This window comes from Nonomuraea sp. NPDC003709 (assembly GCF_040610775.1).
Classification (GTDB): Bacteria; Actinomycetota; Actinomycetes; order Streptosporangiales; family Streptosporangiaceae; genus Nonomuraea; species Nonomuraea angiospora_A.
Genome location: NZ_JBEXMW010000040.1, coordinates 40,129 through 59,029 on the forward strand (window position 1 = coordinate 40,129; position 18,901 = coordinate 59,029).

Annotated in this window: 18 protein-coding genes; 9 read left to right on the forward strand and 9 right to left on the reverse strand. The window is 72.1% G+C overall.

Features of this window, described 5'->3' with window-relative positions:
- The first annotated feature begins 2 nt into the window (after positions 1 to 2).
- Positions 3 to 335, forward strand: coding sequence for a hypothetical protein (locus ABZX61_RS60035; protein ID WP_355210754.1), 333 nt, complete (start codon positions 3 to 5; stop codon positions 333 to 335).
- Here ABZX61_RS60035 and ABZX61_RS60040 read toward each other — a convergent pair.
- Positions 332 to 2,548, reverse strand: coding sequence for an MMPL family transporter (locus ABZX61_RS60040; protein ID WP_355210757.1), 2,217 nt, complete (start codon positions 2,546 to 2,548; stop codon positions 332 to 334). The two genes, ABZX61_RS60035 and ABZX61_RS60040, sit on opposite strands and share 4 nt — an antisense overlap.
- Before the next feature lie 94 nt (positions 2,549 to 2,642).
- On the opposite strand from ABZX61_RS60040, the gene ABZX61_RS60045 reads away from it, so the two are divergent.
- Entirely contained in the window at positions 2,643 to 3,167 is a 525-nt protein-coding gene (locus ABZX61_RS60045) for a helix-turn-helix domain-containing protein (protein WP_355210760.1), read from the forward strand.
- Here ABZX61_RS60045 and ABZX61_RS60050 read toward each other — a convergent pair.
- Entirely contained in the window at positions 3,164 to 4,261 is a 1,098-nt protein-coding gene (locus ABZX61_RS60050; protein ID WP_355210762.1) for an ROK family transcriptional regulator, read from the reverse strand. The two genes, ABZX61_RS60045 and ABZX61_RS60050, sit on opposite strands and share 4 nt — an antisense overlap.
- A 100-nt stretch (positions 4,262 to 4,361) precedes the next feature.
- Between ABZX61_RS60050 and ABZX61_RS60055 the strand changes: the two genes are divergently transcribed.
- Entirely contained in the window at positions 4,362 to 5,579 is a 1,218-nt protein-coding gene (locus ABZX61_RS60055; RefSeq protein ID WP_355210765.1) for a Gfo/Idh/MocA family oxidoreductase, read from the forward strand.
- A gap of 12 nt (positions 5,580 to 5,591) precedes the next feature.
- On the opposite strand, the gene ABZX61_RS60060 is transcribed toward ABZX61_RS60055, so the two are convergent.
- From ABZX61_RS60060 to ABZX61_RS60070, 3 genes are all read right to left on the reverse strand, one after another.
- Complete coding sequence (locus tag ABZX61_RS60060) at positions 5,592 to 7,616, reverse strand: PASTA domain-containing protein (protein WP_355210768.1); 2,025 nt, start codon at positions 7,614 to 7,616, stop codon at positions 5,592 to 5,594.
- A gap of 106 nt (positions 7,617 to 7,722) precedes the next feature.
- A complete protein-coding gene (locus ABZX61_RS60065) occupies positions 7,723 to 9,165 on the reverse strand; it encodes a serine/threonine-protein kinase (RefSeq protein ID WP_355210771.1) in 1,443 nt (480 codons plus the stop codon).
- Between the two features lie 9 nt (positions 9,166 to 9,174).
- Complete coding sequence (locus tag ABZX61_RS60070; RefSeq protein WP_355210774.1) at positions 9,175 to 9,996, reverse strand: TIGR03619 family F420-dependent LLM class oxidoreductase; 822 nt, start codon at positions 9,994 to 9,996, stop codon at positions 9,175 to 9,177.
- Between the two features lie 88 nt (positions 9,997 to 10,084).
- Here ABZX61_RS60070 and ABZX61_RS60075 point away from each other — a divergent pair, with 88 nt between their 5' ends.
- Together ABZX61_RS60075 and ABZX61_RS60080 are read left to right on the forward strand one after the other, a co-directional pair.
- Positions 10,085 to 11,332, forward strand: coding sequence for an LLM class flavin-dependent oxidoreductase (locus ABZX61_RS60075; protein ID WP_355210776.1), 1,248 nt, complete (start codon positions 10,085 to 10,087; stop codon positions 11,330 to 11,332).
- Positions 11,329 to 12,198, forward strand: a complete 870-nt coding sequence (locus tag ABZX61_RS60080) for a TIGR03619 family F420-dependent LLM class oxidoreductase (RefSeq protein WP_355210779.1) — start codon at positions 11,329 to 11,331, stop codon at positions 12,196 to 12,198. Before ABZX61_RS60075 ends, ABZX61_RS60080 begins: the two co-directional genes overlap by 4 nt.
- 2 nt (positions 12,199 to 12,200) lie before the next feature.
- Here the strand turns inward: ABZX61_RS60080 and ABZX61_RS60085 are convergent, their stop codons facing one another.
- Positions 12,201 to 12,734, reverse strand: coding sequence for a TetR/AcrR family transcriptional regulator (locus ABZX61_RS60085; RefSeq protein ID WP_355210781.1), 534 nt, complete (start codon positions 12,732 to 12,734; stop codon positions 12,201 to 12,203).
- A 78-nt stretch (positions 12,735 to 12,812) separates the two neighbouring features.
- On the opposite strand from ABZX61_RS60085, the gene ABZX61_RS60090 reads away from it, so the two are divergent.
- Entirely contained in the window at positions 12,813 to 13,346 is a 534-nt protein-coding gene (locus ABZX61_RS60090) for a hypothetical protein (protein ID WP_355210784.1), read from the forward strand.
- Here ABZX61_RS60090 and ABZX61_RS60095 read toward each other — a convergent pair.
- Positions 13,343 to 13,807 carry a MarR family transcriptional regulator gene (locus ABZX61_RS60095; RefSeq protein ID WP_355210787.1) on the reverse strand — a complete coding sequence of 155 codons (465 nt, stop codon included), beginning with the start codon at positions 13,805 to 13,807 and terminating at the stop codon, positions 13,343 to 13,345. The two genes, ABZX61_RS60090 and ABZX61_RS60095, sit on opposite strands and share 4 nt — an antisense overlap.
- Positions 13,808 to 13,861: 54 nt before the next feature.
- Here ABZX61_RS60095 and ABZX61_RS60100 point away from each other — a divergent pair, with 54 nt between their 5' ends.
- From ABZX61_RS60100 to ABZX61_RS60110, 3 genes are read left to right on the forward strand one after another with little or no spacing between them, the layout of a single operon-like run.
- Positions 13,862 to 15,031, forward strand: coding sequence for an NAD(P)/FAD-dependent oxidoreductase (locus ABZX61_RS60100; protein ID WP_355210789.1), 1,170 nt, complete (start codon positions 13,862 to 13,864; stop codon positions 15,029 to 15,031).
- 42 nt (positions 15,032 to 15,073) lie between these two features.
- Entirely contained in the window at positions 15,074 to 15,904 is an 831-nt protein-coding gene (locus ABZX61_RS60105; protein ID WP_355210792.1) for a HipA family kinase, read from the forward strand.
- Positions 15,901 to 16,278: a DUF3037 domain-containing protein gene (locus ABZX61_RS60110; RefSeq protein ID WP_355210795.1), complete on the forward strand. Its 378-nt coding sequence runs from the start codon at positions 15,901 to 15,903 to the stop codon at positions 16,276 to 16,278. The genes ABZX61_RS60105 and ABZX61_RS60110 overlap by 4 nt, the downstream gene beginning before the upstream one ends.
- Here the strand turns inward: ABZX61_RS60110 and ABZX61_RS60115 are convergent.
- Entirely contained in the window at positions 16,275 to 17,117 is an 843-nt protein-coding gene (locus tag ABZX61_RS60115) for a GNAT family N-acetyltransferase (RefSeq protein ID WP_355210862.1), read from the reverse strand. The genes ABZX61_RS60110 and ABZX61_RS60115 overlap by 4 nt on opposite strands.
- Positions 17,118 to 17,194: 77 nt before the next feature.
- Positions 17,195 to 18,601 (reverse strand): alpha/beta hydrolase, encoded by a 1,407-nt coding sequence (locus tag ABZX61_RS60120; protein ID WP_350724402.1) that lies wholly within the window; start codon positions 18,599 to 18,601, stop codon positions 17,195 to 17,197.
- Positions 18,602 to 18,901: the final 300 nt, after the last annotated feature.

Genomic DNA, 18,901 nt, shown 5'->3' on the forward strand with positions numbered 1-18,901 from the left:
TCATGACGGAGAGAAGACTCAGGGTGCGCGTCCGGCGGGCCGCCATGGCCACGGTTCTGACGGCCCTGGCCATGACCGGCCCGGAGCCCGCCGGCGCCAAGGGCGTGTACGACTTCGGCAGCGAGGGCGTGGTCATCTGGAGCGACCCGCGAAGGGACGCCGTCCTCGTCGGCTTCGGCTACCCGGGCCAGGGCTTCGAGTCGGACCGGTCGGAGGAGCACGGCTTCTTCCAGTGCGACGACTACTTCGACAGCATCCTGTGGCACCACGGCCGCAACACGGCCACCGGCATCGTCGGCTGGGTCCCCGCCTGCAACCTCGCCGACGCCGACTAGACCCCCAGCTTGACCGGCTCGGGCCGCTCGGGCGCGGGCCGCTCCTCCTCCTCGTGACCCTCCACCGAGAGGTTCGGCAGGAGGCGGTCCAGCCAGCGCGGACACCACCAGTTGAGCCGCCCGAGCAGGACCATCGTCGCCGGCACCAGGAACCCCCTGATGATCGTGGCGTCCACCGCGATGGCCACCGCCAGCCCCACCCCGAACGTCTTCACCATCGGGTCCGGGTACGCGATGAACGCCACGAACACGGCCACCATGATCAGCGCCGCCGACGTGATGACCCGGCCCGTCGAGCCGAGCCCCTCCGCCACCGCCCGCGTGTTGTCCCCGTGCCGCAGGTACGCCTGCCGCACCGCCGTCAGCAGGAACACCTCGTAGTCCATCGACAGCCCGAACAGCACCGCGAACAGCATCAGCGGCACGAAGCTCTCGATCGGCACCGAGAAGAAGACCGTCTCCAGGTACGAGGAGCTGGCCGGGGCGTCCATGCCCACGAGGCGGCTGCCCAGGCCGATCGAGAACACCAGGGCGAGCGCGCCGAAGGCGGCGCCGAGCGAGATCAGGTTCATCACCGCGGCCTTCACCGCGACGACGGGCGCGCGGAAGGCGAACAGCAGGAGCAGGGCGCTCAGCAGCACCACCACGCCGATGACCAGCGGGGTGCGCTCGGACATCCGGGTGCCCGCGTCGGTCATGGCCGCCACCTTGCCACCGACGTGCACGCTCACCCCGGGCGGCGCGATGGCCCTGATGTCCTTGACCACGTCGGACGCCCGCGGGTCGCTGGGCTTGTACTCGGTGACGACCTGGAGCAGGACCGAGCGGCCCGAGGAGTTGACCTTCGGGGTGGCCACGTGCGCGACACCGTCGACGTCGCCGACCTCGCGGGCTAGCTGGTCGACGACCGGGTCCTTCTGGTCGGCCACCTTGGCGGGCAGTTCGGCGACCACGAGCAGCGGGCCGTTGATGCCGTCGCCGAAGCCGGCGGCCATCAGCTCGTAGGCCCGCCTGGGCTCCGAGCCCTTGGTGCCGTACCCGTCGTCGAGCGGCCCGAGCTTCAAGGCCAGCGCCGGGGCGGCCAGCAGGCCCAGCGCCAGCACGCTGCCGAACAGCACCTGCCACGGCCGGCGCGCCACCCATGACCCCAGGCCGGCCCATCCGGACCCGGACGAACCGCCGCCGCGCAGGAACGGCACCTTGAGCGCGTTGACCCGGTGGCCGAGCACCCCGAGCAGAGCGGGGACGAGGGTGACCGAGGTCAGCACGGCGGTGACGACCGAGATGCCGGTGACCCAGCCGAGCGTCGCCAGCAGCGGGAACCCGCCCAGCATGAGCGCGCTCAGCGCGATGATCACCGTGCCGCCCGCGAACACCACGGCCCCGCCCGAACTCGCCACGGTCCGCCGTACGGACTCCACCACCGGCACCCCGTCGGCCAGCAGCCGCCGGTGCCTGGACAGCAGGAACAGCGCGTAGTCGATGCCCACGCCCAGCCCGATCATCGTGGCCATGATGCCCGCCTGCTTGGGCATGTCCAGCACGTGCCCGAGCAGCCCGATCACGCCGAGCCCCGAGGCGACGCTGACCAGGGCTGTGAAGATCGGCACCAGCGCGGCCGCCAGCGTCCCGAACGCGAACACCAGCACCAGCAGCGCGCACACCACGCCGATGATCTCGCTGGGCCCCGTCTTGATGTCCTTGTCGGCGGGGGTGGAGCTGTCGGCGGCAACCACCTCGATCCCGGCGGCCCGCGCCGGGTCGGCGGCCTTCGACAGCGCCCGCGTGGTCTCGGCGACCTTGGTGCCGTCGTGGCCCTGCAGGCGGATGGCGATGAGCCCGATCTGCAGGCTGGCGGAGATGCCGCCGCGCCTGAACGGGGTGTCCACCCCGACGACGTGCGGCATCGTGCGCAGGCTCGCCAGGACGTCTTCGACGGCCTTCTTGCGCGACTTCTCGACGAGTGGCCCGCCCGCGGAGTAGAGGACGAGTTGCGCCGTCCCGCCGGTGTCGTACCCCGGCCCGAAGCCGGTCTTCATCAGGTCGTGCGCCCGCTGCGCGTCGGTGCCGGGAATCGTCGCGTCGTTGCTGACCGGGCTGCCGAGCACGAGGCTCCCGCCCATCAGCGCGGCCGCCACGACCACCCATAACGCCAGCACCAACCGCCCGTGCCGCGCGCACCAGCCGCCCAGCCGCCCAAGAAACCGCGTCATCGCCCAAGTCCCTCTCGACGGCCGTCCTGTACGGTCGTACAGGACTACGATAAAGCAGGAAATATCCGGAGGGGATGCATCGCATGGAAATGAGATGATGACCACACCCGACGACACCCGGACCCGGATCCTGGCCGCGGCCAGAGAGCTGTTCGCCGAGCGCGGTTACGCGGGCACCTCGCTGGCCGACATCGCCGCGGCCGTGGGCCTGACCAAGACCGCCGTCGCCTACCACTTCCACCCGAAGGACCGCCTGGCCTCCGAGTTACTCGCCCCGGCGGGGGACGACATGCTGGCGCTGCTCGGGACCGACTTCCCGAGCAGGGAGGCGTTCGTCGACGCGCTGGTGACCTTCGCGGTGCGCTACCGCTCGGTGATCCGCCTGTTCATGGAGGACCTGGCCGCCGAGGACCCCGGCGCGCCGGAGTCGGAGCGCGCGACGGTCAGGACGTTCAGGGACGAGATCTTCGGCAGGCTCGTGGGCGACGACCCCGATCCGGAGACCAGGCTGAAGAGCTGGGCCCTGCTCGGCGCGCTGCAGTGGGGCGCGGTCAGGACCATGGACCTGCCGGAGGAGCGGGTCCGCGAGGTGCTGCTGGAGGCCTGCCGGGCTTTCTAGAGACCCAGCACCTCCCGTTCGACGTGGTCGAGCGCGAGGCGTACGGCGCCCAGCGCCACACCCTCGTCCCCGAACGTGGAGGCCACCACCTCCGGCACGCTCACGCACAGCTCGGCCAGGTGCCGGCGGAGCGGTTCGAGCAGCACGTCGCCGGCCTGCGAGTGACCGCCGCCCAGCACCAGCAGGTCGGGGTCGATGGCCAGCGCGAGCGCCGAGGCGCCGATCGCGAGGTTCTCGGCGTAGCGGTCGACCCGCCGCGCCGCGTCGCGGTCGCCCGCCAGAGCCGCCTCGAACACCTCGGCCGCCGAGGCGTCCTTGACCAGCTCGCGGGCCGCGTCCTCCCAGCCGACCTGGCGCAGCGTGCCGATCTCGCCGGCGGCGCCGTTGCGCCCCGGGTGCAGCCGCCCGCCGATGAGGATGCCCGCGCCCGCCCGGTGGCCGATGAGCACGTACACGACGTCGGAGGCGTGCTGCGCGCTGCCGCGCCAGTGCTCGGCGAGCGCGGCGAGGTTGGCGTCGTTGGCGGCCAGCCCCGTGCAGCCGAACCAGCGCCCGGCCAGCTCCGCCAGGTCCACGCCCGTCCAGCCGGGCAGCGTGATCGACAGGGTCACCCGGCCGGTGCGGTCCACGATGCCCGGGGTGCCCGCCGCGACCGCCCACACCCGCGTGCGCGCGACGCCCGCGCCGTCCACGCACTTCAGTGCCGTACGCCGGGCCGCCTCCAGCCGTTCGTGGGCCGCGGCGTCGCCGGAGACGTCGGCCCGCTCCCAGGCGATCACCTCGCCGTTGAGATCGGCCAGCGCGGCCACGATCCCGTCGCCCCCGACCTCCACGCCCACCACGTAGCCGGCGTCCGCGCGGAACCCGAACCGCCGCGCGGGCCGCCCCATCACGCCCTCGTCGGGCGGCACCTCCCTGACGTGGCCGCGCTCGCCCAGCTCGTCGAGCACCGCCTCCACCGTCTGCCTGGACAGCCCGGTGATGCGGCCGAGCCGGGTCAGCGTGGCCACGCCCTCGCGGCGCAGGGCTCGGAGCGTCACCTGGGTGTTTACCTTGCGCAGCAGGGACGCGTCACCTGGGCGAAGCTCGGTCAACTTATGAGACCTTTTCTCATAACTCTCCCATTGACGGAGGACAGCCAGGATCCTAGCATCGGGCCGACATACGTGAACTGGTTACATATATGGAGGCGAAATGGTCACACTCGCCATCGTCGGCGCGGGTTCGCGGGGTTCCTCCTATGCCCGCCACGCCACCGGGAGCGGCCGGGCGCGGGTGGTCGCGGTGGCCGATCCGCTGGAGGCCCGCCGCGCCAGGTTCCCGGAGGCCGAGGCGTACGCGGACTGGCGCGAGCTGGCCGCGCTCCCCCGCCAGGCGGACGCGGTGATCATCGCGACCCAGGACAGGGACCACGTCGAGCCTGCGGTGCGCTTCGCCGAGCTGGGCTACGACATCCTGCTGGAGAAGCCGATGGCGGTTTCCGAGGACGACTGCCGGCGCATCGTCGCGGCCGCCGGACGGTCCGACGCCGTCTTCGCCGTCTGCCACGTGCTGCGGTACACGCCGTACACGCGGGCGCTGAAGGCGCTGCTGGACGAGGGCAGGATCGGCGAGATCGTCAGCATCCAGCACCTGGAGCCGGTCGGGTGGTGGCACCAGGCGCACTCGTACGTGCGGGGCAACTGGCGCCGCTCCGACGAGTCCACGTTCATGCTGCTGGCCAAGTCGAGCCACGACCTCGACTGGCTGGTGCACCTCACCGGCAGGCAGGTCACGCGCGTGTCGTCGTTCGGCGGGCTCAAGCACTTCCGCCCGGAGAACCGCCCGGAGGGCGCCGCCGACCGCTGCCTGGACTGCGCCGTCGAGGCGACGTGCCCGTATTCGGCCAAGCGCATCTACCTGCCGCTGGCCGGTCGCGCGGTGTGGCCGGTCTCGGTGCTCACCGACGACGTCTCCGAGGCCGGCGTGCTGACGGCGCTGCGGACGGGCCCGTACGGCAGGTGCGTGTACGCCTGCGACAACGACGTGGTCGACCACCAGGTCGTGAACATGGAGTTCGAGGGCGGCACGACCGCGTCGTTCACCATGACCGCCTTCACTCCCTCCCTGCACCGGCAGACCCGGATCTTCGGCACCCGGGGCTGGATCGAGGGCGACGGCGACCGCCTGACCGTCTTCGACTTCGTCACCGGCCGCGAGGAGACCGTCGACACCCGCCCCACCGGGGACGCGACGGCTCGGGGCGGCCACGGGGGCGGTGACGAGGCGCTGGTCGACGCGTTCCTGACCGCGGTCGCCACCCGGGACCGCTCCCCGATCCTCTCCTCGCCGGGCGAGAGCCTGCACAGCCATCTCATCGCCTGGGCGGCCGAGAGGTCGCGGCTGCACGGTGAGACCGTCACCCTGGAGTGACCTCGCGGAGGATCACTCCTCCGAGGTCGGGCCGGTGGTGGGGGTCTCACCGGGCTCACCCGGGTCCGGGCCCGACTGGCCGGCCAGGCCGAAGGCGATCTCGATCGCGCTGCCCGGCCTGGCGCAGGTGCCGGGCTGGAGGCTCTGGTCGAGGACCGTGCCCACCCGCGACTCGTCGTCCACGACCTGGCCCTTCGTCCGCACCGTGAACCCGGCCGCGGCCAGCGCCGCCCGCCCGTCCTCCAGCGCCTGGCCGACGACCGACGGGACCGTGGCGCCGTTGCGCGCGACCGTGAGCGCCACCGAGGTGCCGCCCGTGACGCGCCCGCCCGCCTTGGGCTGCGTGGAGAGCACCTGCCCGTCCGGCCGGTCGATGCAGGAGCGGGTGACGGCGCCCACCGCCAGGCCCGCGTCGGTGAGTGCGCTCTCCGCGGCCTTGCGCTGCAGGCCCGTGACCGCGGGCACGGGCACCCCGGCCGACACCTCCAGCGAGACCTTGCTGCCCCTGGTCACCAGCATGCCCGGGGCGGGCTGGGCGCTGAGGACCTGGCCGATCCGCTTCGGCGAGTCGAGCTGGGTGACGGTGCCGAGCACCAGCCCGGCCTGCTTGATCGCCTTCGTGGCCGCGCCCTTGTCCATACCCGCCAGGGCCGGGACCGGGACCGCGGCGGGGCGCACCGCCGACGGCGGCGGCGTCGTGGGCCCGCGCGCCTCCAGCGTCCCCGTGGTCTTGAGCGGGACCTTCTGCGCGGTCGTCTTGTCCGCCGGAGGGCGGGACTTCACCGGATCCGACTGCGGGGGTACTGACGGGCCGGCCCCCTGCGGCGCCTGGGGCCGCTCGGCCGTGTTCGCCGTGGGTATGTGGGCGGTGAGCAGCACGGCGGCCGTCACCAGCAGGGCCGCGCAGACCGCGATCGCGGCCCTGGGCCAGGCGACCCTGGACAACCCCGCCGGTGATGGATCGTTCCCCGGCCCGGAGCCCGCGGGTAACGACGCGGGCGCGGACACGCTCCCTTCCGTGGGCGCGGACGCGCCGGTCTCCGCCCTGGGTGTGAACGCGCCGGTCTCTTCCGTGGGCGCGGACGCGCCGGCGCGGGAGTCGGGCAACAGGTAGCCGCCGGCCACCCCCGTGGCCTCCGGCTCGGCCATCGGCTCCCGCTCCGACGAGCGCTGCCCGGGCACCAGCGGCGGCACCCGCAGGATGTGGGCCGGCGGCGAGCTCAGCACCTCCGACGGCACCTCCGACTCCCCCAGCAGCTCGAACAGCAGGTCCCTGCTGGTGGGCCGGTTGCGCGCGTCCTTGTCCAGGCACGCCTCCACGAGGACCCGCAGCCGCCCGTCCAGGCGTCCCAGCTCGGGCGGCGCGGTCAGGATGCGGTGCAGCACCGGCGCGACCGAGTCCTGCCCGAACGGCGCGGTGGCGTTGGCCGCGAAGCACATCGTCGCGCCCCACGAGAACACGTCCGCGGCCCCCGTGACGGCCGACGCCGTGATCTGCTCGGGCGCCATGTAAGCGGGCGTGCCCACTCCGCGCCCGCTCACCGTGGCCGCCGCGTCCAGCGCCTTGGCCAGGCCGAAGTCGATGACGCGCGGCCCGTCGGAGCCGAGCAGCACGTTCTGTGGCTTGAAGTCGCGGTGCACGATCCCGGCCCGGTGGATGGCCGTGAGCGCGGTCACCGTGCTGACCGCCAGCCGCTCCAGCGCCCCGCCCCGCCGCGGCCCGGTGAGCGCGACCTCCCTGTGCAGCGACGGCCCGTCGACATATTCGCTGACGATGTACGGACGCCCCTCGTCGAACCCGGCGTCGATCACCTGGGCGGTGCAGAACCTCGCCACGTGCTTGGCCAGCTCGACCTCCCGCAGGAACGCCGCCCGCTCGTCACCCACGGGTCCGTGCAGCAGCTTGACCGCGTAGGTCTCCCCGCTCCTCCAGCCCAGGAAGACCGCGCCTTGACCACCTTCACCCAGCCGCCCGGACAGCTCGTACTGTCCGAGTCGCTGCGGGTCCCCCGTTCTGAGCGGCTGCGCCGTCGGCACGGGCGTCTCCCCTCGCCGCCACCCTCGCCTGCTTTCTACTGAAGGCAACGGGCCGCCCCGAGTCAACTGTGGTCAGGGCATCGCCGCCTGACCGTGACACAGCTGGTCAGGATGCGCGGGTGACCGTGCCCGAATAGGTCACCTCGTCCTTACCTTCGCGCGTCACCTTGATGTCCATCTGGTTCGACGCCGACGTCGGGATCATCCGCAATGTCCCCGGATAGCATTCGTCGCCCGTGACCCGGTCGAGGGTGAAGACCATCCCGCTCCCGTGCCGCAGGAGCCGTCCCGAGCAGTGCAGGTCCGATCCCCACAGCATGGCCCCACCGTCGTTGTCGGGGCCCAGGCGCAGCTCGACGGGGAAGACCCGCTGGGCGGTGAAGTGCTCGGCCGAGCCCGTCCACGTCCCGACCAGCCCCGGCTCCTGGGCGCCGCGCAGCCAGAACACTAACCCGGCCACCGCCATGGCCACGCCCGCCGCGGCCACGCCCATCTGCCAGGCTTTCACCCGTCTGCGGGGCGGGGGCTCGGGAGCGGTGTCGCGGTTGACGGCGGGGAAGCTCGTGGTGGGGTCGGGGTCGTGGATGCGCCCCGGCTCGGCGCTGGGCGGCGCGGTCTCCATGACCAGCCGGAGCCCGGCGGTGCTCAGCTCGCGATCGGCGAACGTCCTGCCGGACCCGGTGACGGGCGGGGCACCGGACGGGCCGACGGCGGCCTGCGCGCCCGAGGACAGCACGTCGCCGCCCCCTGCCGCCTGCCCCAGCAGCCGCCGCAGCACCTCCTCCGCGTCCGGCCGCTCCCCCGGCTCCGGCGCCAGGCAGGCCGCCACGATCTCCCGCAGCCGCCCGGTCAGCGGCCCGAGGTCCGCCTTCCCGTACAGGATCCTGGCCAGGACCTCCTGGTAGGTGTCCGCCGTGTACGCGTGCCGCCCCGTCGCCGTGTACGCGACTGTCAGCCCCCACGCCCACAGGTCGGCGGGCGGCCCGGCGGGCTCGCCCTTGATGCGCTCGGGCGACAGGTACGCCGGAGTGCCGACGGGCATCGCGTTGGTGGTGGCCGCCGTGTCCATGAGCCGGGACACCCCGAAGTCGATCACCCGCGGCCCGTCGAGCCCGAGCAGCACGTTGCCCGGCTTGAAGTCCCGGTGGACCACCCCGGCCCGGTGAATAGCCCCGAGCGCGGTGGCGGTGCCGATGGCCAGGCGTTCGAGCGACCCGCCCAGGCGCGGCCCCTTGGCGACCACGTGCTCCAGGAGCGAGGGGCCCTCGACGTACTCGCTGACCAGGTAGGGCCGGTCGCCCTCGAGATCGGCGTCGATCAGCTGCGCCGTGCAGAACGCGGCCACCCTGCGGACCGCCTCGACCTCTCCCAGGAACCTGCGCCGCACGTCGGGGTCGCCCGACAGGCTCGCGTGCAGCAGCTTGATCGCGACCTGGGCGCCCTGCTCGGAGTGGCCGAGGTAGACGACGCCCTGCCCGCCCTGGCCGAGCCTGCGCGACAGGCGGTACGATCCCAGCTGTCGCGGATCATCGGCTCGGAGTGCGGACATATCTCCTGATTATGCCGGGCAATCGATCAGTCGCGCATAATCATCAAGGATCGGCAACACCGTATCCGCAGGGGCGCTGGGCAAGGTGGCCACCGCCTCCTCGATGCCGAGCCCGGCGAAATAGTCGAGCTTCTCCTCCGTCGGCAGCGTCCCGAACGGGATCACCTTGGCCATCGGCCGCCCGGCCTTCTCGCACGCCTCGCGGAGCATCGGCAGCGCCGACCTGATCCCCTTGCCGCCGATCGGCATCCAGCCCTCGGCGTACTCGGCGACGTGGGCGAACAGCTTGGGCCCCGCCGCGCCGCCCACGTACACCGGCGGGTCCTGGACCGGTTTGGGCCAGGACCAGGACGGCTCGAACCCGTCGAACGAGGCCACCTCGTCCCGCCACAGCGCCCGCATGGCGAGCATGTTCCGCCTGGCCACCTCGCGGCGGCGCGCGTACGGGACGCCGTGGTTCTCGATCTCCTCGACGTTCCAGCCGAAGCCGACCCCGACCACGACACGTCCGCCCGAGAGGTGGTCGAGCGTGGCGATGGCCTTCGCGGTCACGATGGGGTCGCGCTGGGCGGCGAGCAGGATGCCGGTGCCGACGCGCAGCCGGCGCGTCGCGGCGGCGGCGAAGGACAGGGCGACGAGCGGGTCGAGCGTGCGCTTGTACTCCTCGGGCAGCACGTCCTGCCCCGCCGCGGGAGGGGTGCGGCGCGAGACCGGGATGTGGGTGTGCTCGGGCACGTAGAGGGAGTCGAAGCCGCGCTCCTCCGCTGCTCGGGCGAGGTCCTGGACCGGCATGGCCAGATCCGTGATGAACATCGTGACCCCGAGTCTCATGGGACCTCCTCCTAGTTAACCAAGCGATTGCTCGGTTAAGATTTCCAGAGTACCTTGCAGAAGACCATTCCGCGGAAAGAGGTCCCCGGTGAAGTTTTCTATCTTCCTGAATCCGCAGATTCCCGGCTCCGGGTACGCGGCCGAGGAGAACGCCAAGGCCAAACGCCCGATCGGGCGCGACACGGAGTCGTACCAGAAGCTGCTGCACGAGGTGCGGGAGATAGCCGTGCACGCCGATCAGCTCGGGTTCGACGCACTCATGATGACCGAGCACCACTTCCACTCCGAAGGCATGGAGTTCTCGGTCAACCCGCTGATGTTCCTCACCGACCTCGCCGCAAGGACCGAGCGGATCCTGCTCGCGCCGCTCGGCCTGGTGCTGCCCGCCTGGGACCCGATCAGAGCCGCCGAGGACGTGGCGCTGCTCGACCAGTTCTCCAAGGGACGGCTGCGGCTCGGCGTGGCGCGCGGCTACCAGAACCGGTGGATGAACGTGCTGGGCCAGCGCTGGCACGCCGCCGCCGCGCGCTCCGACGGGTCGGCCTCCGACACGCGGAACTTCGACGTCTTCGGCGAGGTGCTGAAGATCATGAAGATGGCGTGGACGCAGGAGACGCTGCGCTACAAGTCGGACGTGCTGGACTACCAGGTGCCGTATCCGTTCGAGGGCATCGAGGGATGGCCCGCGCTGGAGTGGACCCAGACGTTCGGCGCGCCGGGCGAGCTCTCCGAGGACGGCAAGGTGCAGGCCGTCTCGGTCTGCCCCAGGCCGTACCAGAACCCGCACCCCGAGCTGTGGCAGCCGTTCACGATCTCGGACCGGTCGGTCATCAGGGCCGCCCAGGAGGACATCCTGCCGTGGATGTTCACCCCCAATCCCGACGACCACGCCGCCAAGGCCAAGCTCTACCAGGAGGAGTCGGCCAAGCAGGGCCGCGAGTACAAGCTGGGCGAGCACACCGGCATCCTCAAGATCGTCGGCATCGCGGACACCACAGAGGAGGCCATCAACACCTTCGGCCGCAGCATCCCCAAGGACTTCGCCGCCTTCTTCGGCCCGTTCGGCTACCTGGAGGTGCTGCGCAAGAAGGAGGACGAGAAGCACAAGCCCATCTCCCCCGAGAAGGGCGACGCCAAGCGGATGAACGACGTGGAGATGGCGCTGTTCGGCACGCCGGACGACGTCAAGCGCGGGATCCAGCGGATGCTCGACCGCATGCCCGACCTGGAGTGGTTCGGGCTCTACATGCAGGGACAGCAGGGCGTTCTGCCGCTGGACACGGTCAAGCGGAACCTGGAACTGTTCGCCACCAAGGTCATCCCGGAGTTCCAATGAAATTCTGGCTGGGGGCCTCGTTCGTCGACACCGACCAGTTCCTGGAGCTGGCGCGGGCGGCCGAGCGGTGCGGGTTCGACACGCTCACGCTGTCGGACCACCTGTTCTACGCCGACTTCGCCTCGCCGTACCCGTACTCGCGGTCCGGACGGCCGCGCTGGGACGCGCGTACGCACTGGCCGGACGTGTGGGTGACGATCGGCGCCATGGCGGCGGTGACCACGACCCTGCGTTTCTCCCCGAACGTCTACATCGCGCCCGCCCGCGACCTGTTCACCGTGGCCAAGCAGGTGTCCACGGCGGCGGTGCTGTCGAGGGACCGCGTGACGTTCGGGGTCGGGGTGGGCTGGTGCAAGGAGGAGTTCGTCGGCACCGGGCAGGACTTCCACACGCGGGGACGGCGGCTGGACGCGATGCTCCCGACGCTGCGCTCGCTCTGGGCCGGCGAGACGGTCGCCCTGGACGGCCTGCCCGAGCTGTCGATCTCGCCCACCCCCGACCGGCCGATCCCCGTCTACGTGGGCGGCGACAGCGACGCGGCCCTGCGCCGGGCCGCCCGGCTGGGTGACGGCTGGATCGGCAACCGGATCTACACGGAGGAGCAGTTCGACGTGGTGCTGGCCACGCTCCGCGGTCACCTCGACGAGAGCGGCCGGAGCGAGCCCCTCGACATCATCGCGCCGCTCGCGGTGATGCCGGACGCCGACACCTACCGCCGCTTCGCCGCCAAGGGCGTCACCGGGACCATGGCGGCGCCGTGGTGGCTGGCCACCCCGGTGGAGAAGGCCAGGTACGGCGAGGGAACGCTGGAGCTCAAGATCGCCACCATGGAGCGCTTCGCCGAGGAGGTCATCGCCAAGCTCTGACGTCACCTAGGCCGCAGGCCCAGCTCCTCCAGGGCCTCGGCCAGGCCCTTCGGCGACTCCGTCACCGCGCCGATGCGGGCCAGGGCGGCCAGGCCGAGATAGCCGCCGTACGCGGTCAGCGCCCGCCGGGCCGCCTCGTCCGGCGGCTGGCCGACCTCCTCCAGGACGGCTCGCATGAACGCCAGCCGCCGCTCGCTCACCCGCCGCACGACCGCACCCACGGCCGGGTCGTCGGCCTCGCTGATCAGCCGGAACGAGATGGCGGCGTCACGCCCGTCGCCGAAGGCCCACTCCAGCAGCGTCCGCATGCGCTCGGCCGGATCGGCCACCGGCTCCAGCCGGGCGATGATCTCCTCGGTGCCGGCCTCCCACCGCCGCAGCGCCGCCTCGACCAGCGCCTGGCGGTTGGGGAAGTGCCAGTAGAAGCTGCCCTTCGAGACGCCGAGCCGCACCGCCACCGGCTCCACGGCCACGGCGGCCAGCCCACCCTCCGCCAGGGCCTCCAGCGCGGCCCGCGCCCAGTCGTCCGCGTTCAACCGACCCACCCTCCCATCGTTCCATACGCCACCGTATAGTCAGACCATACGCATCCGTATGGAAAGAGGTGGCCTCCCATGCCCACGCTCACGGACCGGTTCATCCCGCGGCCCGACGCCTCCGAGCGGCACTCCATCGTGATCAACGCCTCCCGCGAGCGCGTCTGGGCCGCCGTCACGGACCCGGGCTCGTTCGACCTGCGGGCCGTCGTGGCCGTCCGCAACCTGGCCGCGCGCCTCAGCGGCGGCCGGCCGCACCGGAGCGCGCCCCGCTTCACGCCGCTCGGCGAGGACCCGGGGCACGAGCTGGTCATGGGGCTCATCGGACAGTGGTGGCGCCTCGGGCACGCCGAGAAGAGCGGCACGATCTCCGGCGCCGCCGACTTCCACGCGTTCGACCGCCCCGGCTACGCGAAGGGCACGCTGAGCTTCCGGCTGGACGAGGCGGGCGAGGGGCGGATCAGGCTCGTCACGGAGACCCGCGTGGTGGCCACGAGCGAGGACGCGCGGCGCGCGTTCCTGCGGTACTGGCTGGCGATCCGGCTGGGCAGCGGCCTGATCCGCCGTATCATGCTCGCCACCCTCCGCGCCCGCGCCACCCGGCCTCTCTAGGCGCCCGGCCCCTCCTCGGCGAGGTTCTCCAGGATCCGCCGCAGCATGTCGGTGACCTGCGCGACCTCCTCCGGGGAGAACCCCGCGAACACCTGGTGGCTGATCCTCCCGAAGATCGGCGGCAGGCTGGGCACCAGCGCCCGCCCCCCGTCCGTCAGCTCGATGACGATCGAGCGCCGGTCCTCGGGATGCCGCTCCCGCCGCAGCAGCCCCTTGGCCTCCAGCCGGTCGAGCAGCCTGGTCATCCCGGCCGTGTCCGTGCCGAGCCGGCGTTTCAGCAGGCTGGGCGTGCCGCCGCCGCGCGAGGCGTGCAGCAGCAGCGCGGCCTGCTGCGCCGTGAGCCCGAGGGGCGCCAGGCGCCGCTCGGTCTCGGTGTTCAGCTCCCTGCCCACCTGCACGAGCAGCGACCCTCCCCCCAGCACCAGCTCGAACGTCGACTGCGGCCCACGGTTCTCGTTCATCTCCCGAGAATACCCCGCATGGACATTTACTGTCGCGACAGTTACAGTCGCGACATGACCGACACACACGTCTTGATCGTGGGAGGCGGAATAGCCGGATCGTGCCTTGCCCAGGGCCTGCGCCGGACGGGCCTCGCCGTCACCCTCTTCGAACGCGACCCCTCGGCCGCCCACCGCCCCCAGGGCTACCGCATCAGCCTCAAGGACACCGGCGCGCGGGCGCTGCGGGCCTGCCTGCCGGACCACCTGTTCGACCTGGCCGTGGCGACCTCCATCCGCCCGACCACCCGCATGATCTTCATGGACGCCGGCCTGCGGCCCAAGTTCGCCAAGGACATCCCCGAGCAGCGGCCGGGCGTCGACGGCCTGGGCGTCAACCGGCTCACGCTCCGCGAGATCCTCCTGGCCGAGCCGGCGGGCGAGGTCCGGTTCGGCATGGACTACCAGCGGTACGAGCGGCTTGACGGCGGCCGCGTACGCGCCCACTTCGCGGGCGGCCACCAGGTGGACGGCGACCTGCTCGTGGGTGCGGAGGGCGTGGGCTCGCGGGTGCGGGCGCAGCTCCTGCCCGGCACCGTGGTGGACGACCTCGGCTGGACGCTGTACGGCCGCACGTGGATCACGCCCGAACTGCTGGCCGCCACGCCGCCCGAGCTGATCGACTCCTTCAACCGGATCACCGCCCCCGACGGCACGGCCATCGCCGTCGCCACCTGCCGCCCGCTCACCCCCGTGCCCGAGGCCGTGGCCCGCCACGCTCCCGGCACGCACCTGACGAACGTCCCCGGCCACTTCTCATGGACGATGACCGTGTCCGGCCCCCGGCCCGACGGCGTTTCCCCGGCCGGGCTGCACCGGCTGGCCATGGACACGATGCGGGACTGGCACGAGGGCGTGCGGCGCATCGTGCGCGAGGCCGACCCGGAGGCGACATTTGTGCTGCAGCTCCATTCGGCACGGCGGGTGGAGCCCTGGGCCGAGCCCGCGGTCACGCTGGTCGGCGACGCCGTGCACAGCATGAGCCCCGGCCGGGGCGAGGGCGCCAACGTGGGCCTGCGGGACGCCCACCTGCTGAGCGAGCTGCTCGCGGCGGCCGCGGCCGAGGGGCAGCCCCTCGCCGGCGCCAAGGCCGCGTACGAGCGCCGCATGCTCGACTACGCCTTCACCGCCGTCGACGCCTCCCGCGACCACCCCTTCGCCCCCTTCCGCCGCCCGGCCGGCTGACCGGTCCCGTCGCGCGCCGTCCCGGGAGAAGGAGAGGCCGGGATGGGCGATAGCCTTCGTCCTGTGCTGGAAAGGATCTCAGCCACCCGTTACGTGACCCCGTTGCGTGAGGGTGGTTCGCTGCCCGGCGTCGTCGAGGCCGACGACCTGGGCACGTACGTGGTGAAGTTTCGCGAGGCGGGCCAGGGGCGGCGGGTGCTCGTCGCCGAGATCGTCGCGGCCGAGCTGGGCCGCAGGCTGGGGCTCAGGACCCCCGATCTCAAGCTCATCGACCTCGACCCGCAGATCGGCATCCGGGAGCCGGACGAAGAGGTGCAGGACCTGCTCAAGGCCAGCACCGGCCTCAACCTGGCGGTCGACTTCCTGCCGGGCGCGCTGGGGTTCGAGCCGCTGGCGTGGGCGGCGGACCCGGTGTTCGCGGCCAGGGTGGTGTGGTTCGACGGACTCATCCACAACATCGACCGCAGCTGGCGCAACCCCAACATGCTGGTCTGGCACCGCGAGACCTGGCTGATCGACCACGGCGCGGCGCTCTGGTTCCACCACAACTGGCGCACGGCCGACCCGCAGCGGAAGTTCGACGCGGGCGACCACGTGCTCGCGCCCTTCGCCGGTGACGTCGAGGCCGCGGGCGACCAGCTGGCCGCGCGGATCACGCGGGAGCTGCTGGTGAGCGTGACCGCGATGGTGCCCGACGAGTGGCTGGACGGCGAGCCGGGGTTCGACGGCCCGGAGGCGGTGCGCGAGGCGTACGTCGATCATCTGATGGAGCGGGCGCACGGGCCGCGCGAGTGGCTCGTACGCGGCGAGGCGAAGGCGCCGCGCGGCGGCCCGGGGTCGGTGGGCGGGTTCTGGCGGGGAGGAAGCCGGTGACCAGGGACGTCTACGAGTACGCGGTGATCCGCGTGGTGCCCAGGGTCGAGCGCGGCGAGCTGATCAACGCGGGCGTGCTCCTCTACTGCCAGCCGCGCGGCTACCTGTGCGCGCGGGTCGAGCTCGACGCCGCCCGGCTGCGCGCCCTCGACCCGAACGCCGACCTCGACGAGGTACGCCGTGCGCTCAGCGCGTACGAGCTGGCCTGCGGCGAGCGGCCGGGACCGCTGGCCGAGGAGTCGCTCGGCGGCAGGTTCCGCTGGCTGACCGCGCCGCGCAGCACGATCATCCAGACCGGGCCCGTGCACGCGGGCCTCACCGCCGACCCCGACACCGAGCTGGCCAGGCTGTTCGACAAACTCGTGCGTATCTAGAAAAGGACGGACATGAAGGTGTCGACCTCCTGGAAGCCCACCTTGCGGTAGACGGCCCTGGCCGAGAGGTTGAAGTCGTTCACGTACAGCGTGACCACGGGGGCGAACAGGCTCCTCGCGGCCTCCACGACGGCGGCCATGCCGGCCACGGCATGGCCCTTCCCCCGCAGCTCGGGGGCGACCCAGACGCCCTGGATCTGGCAGGCCTGCGGCGTGACGGCCCCGACCTCCGCCTTGAACACCACCCGGCCGTCGTCGATGCGCGCGTAGGAGCGGCCGATCCTGATCAGCTCGGCGACCCTGGTCCGGTAGAGCGCGCCGCCGTCGCCGAGGTTGGGCGAGACGCCGACTTCCTCGGTGAACATGGCCACGCAGGCGGGCAGCAGGATGTCGAACTCCTCCGGCCGCACCCGGCGTACGAGCGGATCGGCGGGCACCGGCGGCGTGCGTGAGGTGGCCATGACCGGCTGAGCCCAGCGGATGGCGCGCGCCCGGCCCCAGTGCGGCTCGAGACGCTCCCACAGCAGAGAGACGGCGTCGACCGGGCCCACGATGGAGGAGCAGCGGCGCCCCTGCTTGCGGGCACGGTCGGCGAAGGCGTGCACGGCCTCGGGGCCGGCGTTGACGGGCACCATGTTGGCCCCGGCGTAACAGAGTGACACAAGGCCGCCTCGCGCGCCGAACCCCCACATCTGCCCACCCAGCCTCGCCGGATTGAGTCCGACGGCCCGCACTCTGGAGGAGACGAAGACGTTCGCGACCGGGTCGGTGTCCAGCAGGGCTAGGACCTCGTCCCGGTCGCTGTCGTCGAGCACGCGCGACGCCGATGTACGCAGCATCACAAAGGTCACACTACGCGAAGGGGCACCGATTGGCTCAGTGGGTGACGGCCACGGTAATCCTTTCTTGACGTCAGTCAGAGCCCAAGGGTGCCGAGGATCCCGAGCAGTCCGGCCGGAGGGCTCACGGCGTCCGCCGTCATGTGGGTCGACGGGCGCGGCTCGGGCTGCGCGGCGCACTCCACGTCCCGCGGCGGCACCGTGCCGTCCCGCAGGTACGCGGCCAGGTGCTCGTCCACGCACTCGCTGCCCGTCAGCGACACGCCGTGGTTGCCGCCGGCGTCGATCACCATGCCCGTGCGGACGAAGTGCCTGCGCATCTCCAGGGCGCCCTTGAACGGCGTCGCGGCGTCGTCACGGGACTGGATGAGGAGCACCGGCGGCAGGTTCGACGAGCCCTGCACCTCGATCGGCGTCCCGCCCCGCACCGGCCAGAAGGCGCACGGGGCGTTGAACCAGGCGTTCGGCCAGGTCAGGAACGGCGCCCGGCGGTGCAGCCGGGTCATGTCCTCGCGCCACTTCTCCCACTTGCGCGGCCACTTGGCGTCCCTGCACTGGACGCCCAGGTAGGAGGCGTAGCCGTTCTCGTCCGCCTTGTCGTCCTCGCCGTGCTTCTTGTAGATGTCCACCATGCCCTTCACGTCGCCCTGCCGCACGTACGCGGACCAGGCCGCGGCGAACGCGGGCCAGACCCGGTCGCTGTACCCGGCGACCGTGAAGGTGTCGTCCAGCTCGCTCGGCCCCACGATGCCGCCGGCCGGGCGGGCCCGCAGCCGGTCGCGCATCGCGTAGTAGGCGAACGACGTCTGCTTGAGCGAGGTGCCCAGCCGGTAGACGTCGTTGTGCTTGGCCGTCCAGGCCAGGAACTGCCGGTGACGGTGCTCGAAGGCGCTGTCCTGCCGGATGTTCGCGTCGTACCAGACGCCCGTGGGGTCGACCGTGCTGTCCATGACCAGCCGCCTGACCCTGGCCGGGAAGAGCGTGGCGTAGACGGCGCCCAGGTAGGTGCCGTACGAGTAGCCGAGGTAGCTGATCTTCTGCTCGCCGAGCGCGGCACGGATCGAGTCCATGTCCCTGGCGGAGTTCTCGGTGGTGAGGTGCGGCAGCAGCCAGGACCAGCGCGCGCCGCACCGGTCCGCGAACTCGCGCGCCCTGTCGAGCAGCTCCCGCTCCTCGGCCGGTCCCTTCGGCACCGCATCCGGCCGCGGGGCCTTGAAGAACACCGCCGGGTCCACGCAGTGCAGCGTCGGCTCGCTGCCCCCGACGCCGCGCGGGTCGAACCCGACGATGTCGTAGCGCTCGCTCACGTCCGACGGCAGGGACGAGGCCACGAACTCGGCCAGACTCCGCCCCGGCGCGCCCGGCCCGCCCGGGTTCACCAGGAGCGCGCCCAGGTAGTTGGCGCTCCTGGAGACCCTGGCCCGGACGCGGTTGACGGCCAGCTCGATCGTCTGGCCCCACGGCTCCCGGTAGTCGAGCGGCACGCGTAGGGTGCCGCACTCCAGGTTGGCCGGCGCCGGCCTCCCGCTACTCCCTATCGGACACGGTCCCCAGGCGATGGCCGCCGGCGCCTGTCTCGCACCGCTGGCCACCGCCGTCCCATCCCCGCTGGCTATCCCTCCGACGAGCACCGCGACACCGGCGACAACCCCAACGACCCGCTTCACCCGGCCCCCTCCCTGTTCATAGGCCTTGCGATGCTCCCGTGAGTGACCGGTTGATCACGTTGAGTATGGGGAAAAGCTTGCCAATTTGTAATCGCGCGATTGCATGAAGTGATCGTG

Excerpts from the sequence above, each read along its gene's own strand:
- ABZX61_RS60040 (WP_355210757.1), bottom strand. The coding sequence starts at position 2,548 with ATGACGCGGTTTCTTGGGCGGCTGGGCGGCTGGTGCGCGCGGCACGGG.
- ABZX61_RS60100 (WP_355210789.1), top strand. The coding sequence starts at position 13,862 with ATGACCGACACACACGTCTTGATCGTGGGAGGCGGAATAGCCGGATCG.
- ABZX61_RS60035 (WP_355210754.1), top strand. The coding sequence starts at position 3 with ATGACGGAGAGAAGACTCAGGGTGCGCGTCCGGCGGGCCGCCATGGCC.
- ABZX61_RS60105 (WP_355210792.1), top strand. The coding sequence starts at position 15,074 with ATGGGCGATAGCCTTCGTCCTGTGCTGGAAAGGATCTCAGCCACCCGT.
- ABZX61_RS60090 (WP_355210784.1), top strand. The coding sequence starts at position 12,813 with ATGCCCACGCTCACGGACCGGTTCATCCCGCGGCCCGACGCCTCCGAG.
- ABZX61_RS60045 (WP_355210760.1), top strand. The coding sequence starts at position 2,643 with ATGATGACCACACCCGACGACACCCGGACCCGGATCCTGGCCGCGGCC.
- ABZX61_RS60055 (WP_355210765.1), top strand. The coding sequence starts at position 4,362 with ATGGTCACACTCGCCATCGTCGGCGCGGGTTCGCGGGGTTCCTCCTAT.
- ABZX61_RS60070 (WP_355210774.1), bottom strand. The coding sequence starts at position 9,996 with ATGAGACTCGGGGTCACGATGTTCATCACGGATCTGGCCATGCCGGTC.
- ABZX61_RS60080 (WP_355210779.1), top strand. The coding sequence starts at position 11,329 with ATGAAATTCTGGCTGGGGGCCTCGTTCGTCGACACCGACCAGTTCCTG.
- ABZX61_RS60095 (WP_355210787.1), bottom strand. The coding sequence starts at position 13,807 with ATGAACGAGAACCGTGGGCCGCAGTCGACGTTCGAGCTGGTGCTGGGG.
- ABZX61_RS60115 (WP_355210862.1), bottom strand. The coding sequence starts at position 17,117 with ATGCTGCGTACATCGGCGTCGCGCGTGCTCGACGACAGCGACCGGGAC.
- ABZX61_RS60065 (WP_355210771.1), bottom strand. The coding sequence starts at position 9,165 with ATGTCCGCACTCCGAGCCGATGATCCGCGACAGCTGGGATCGTACCGC.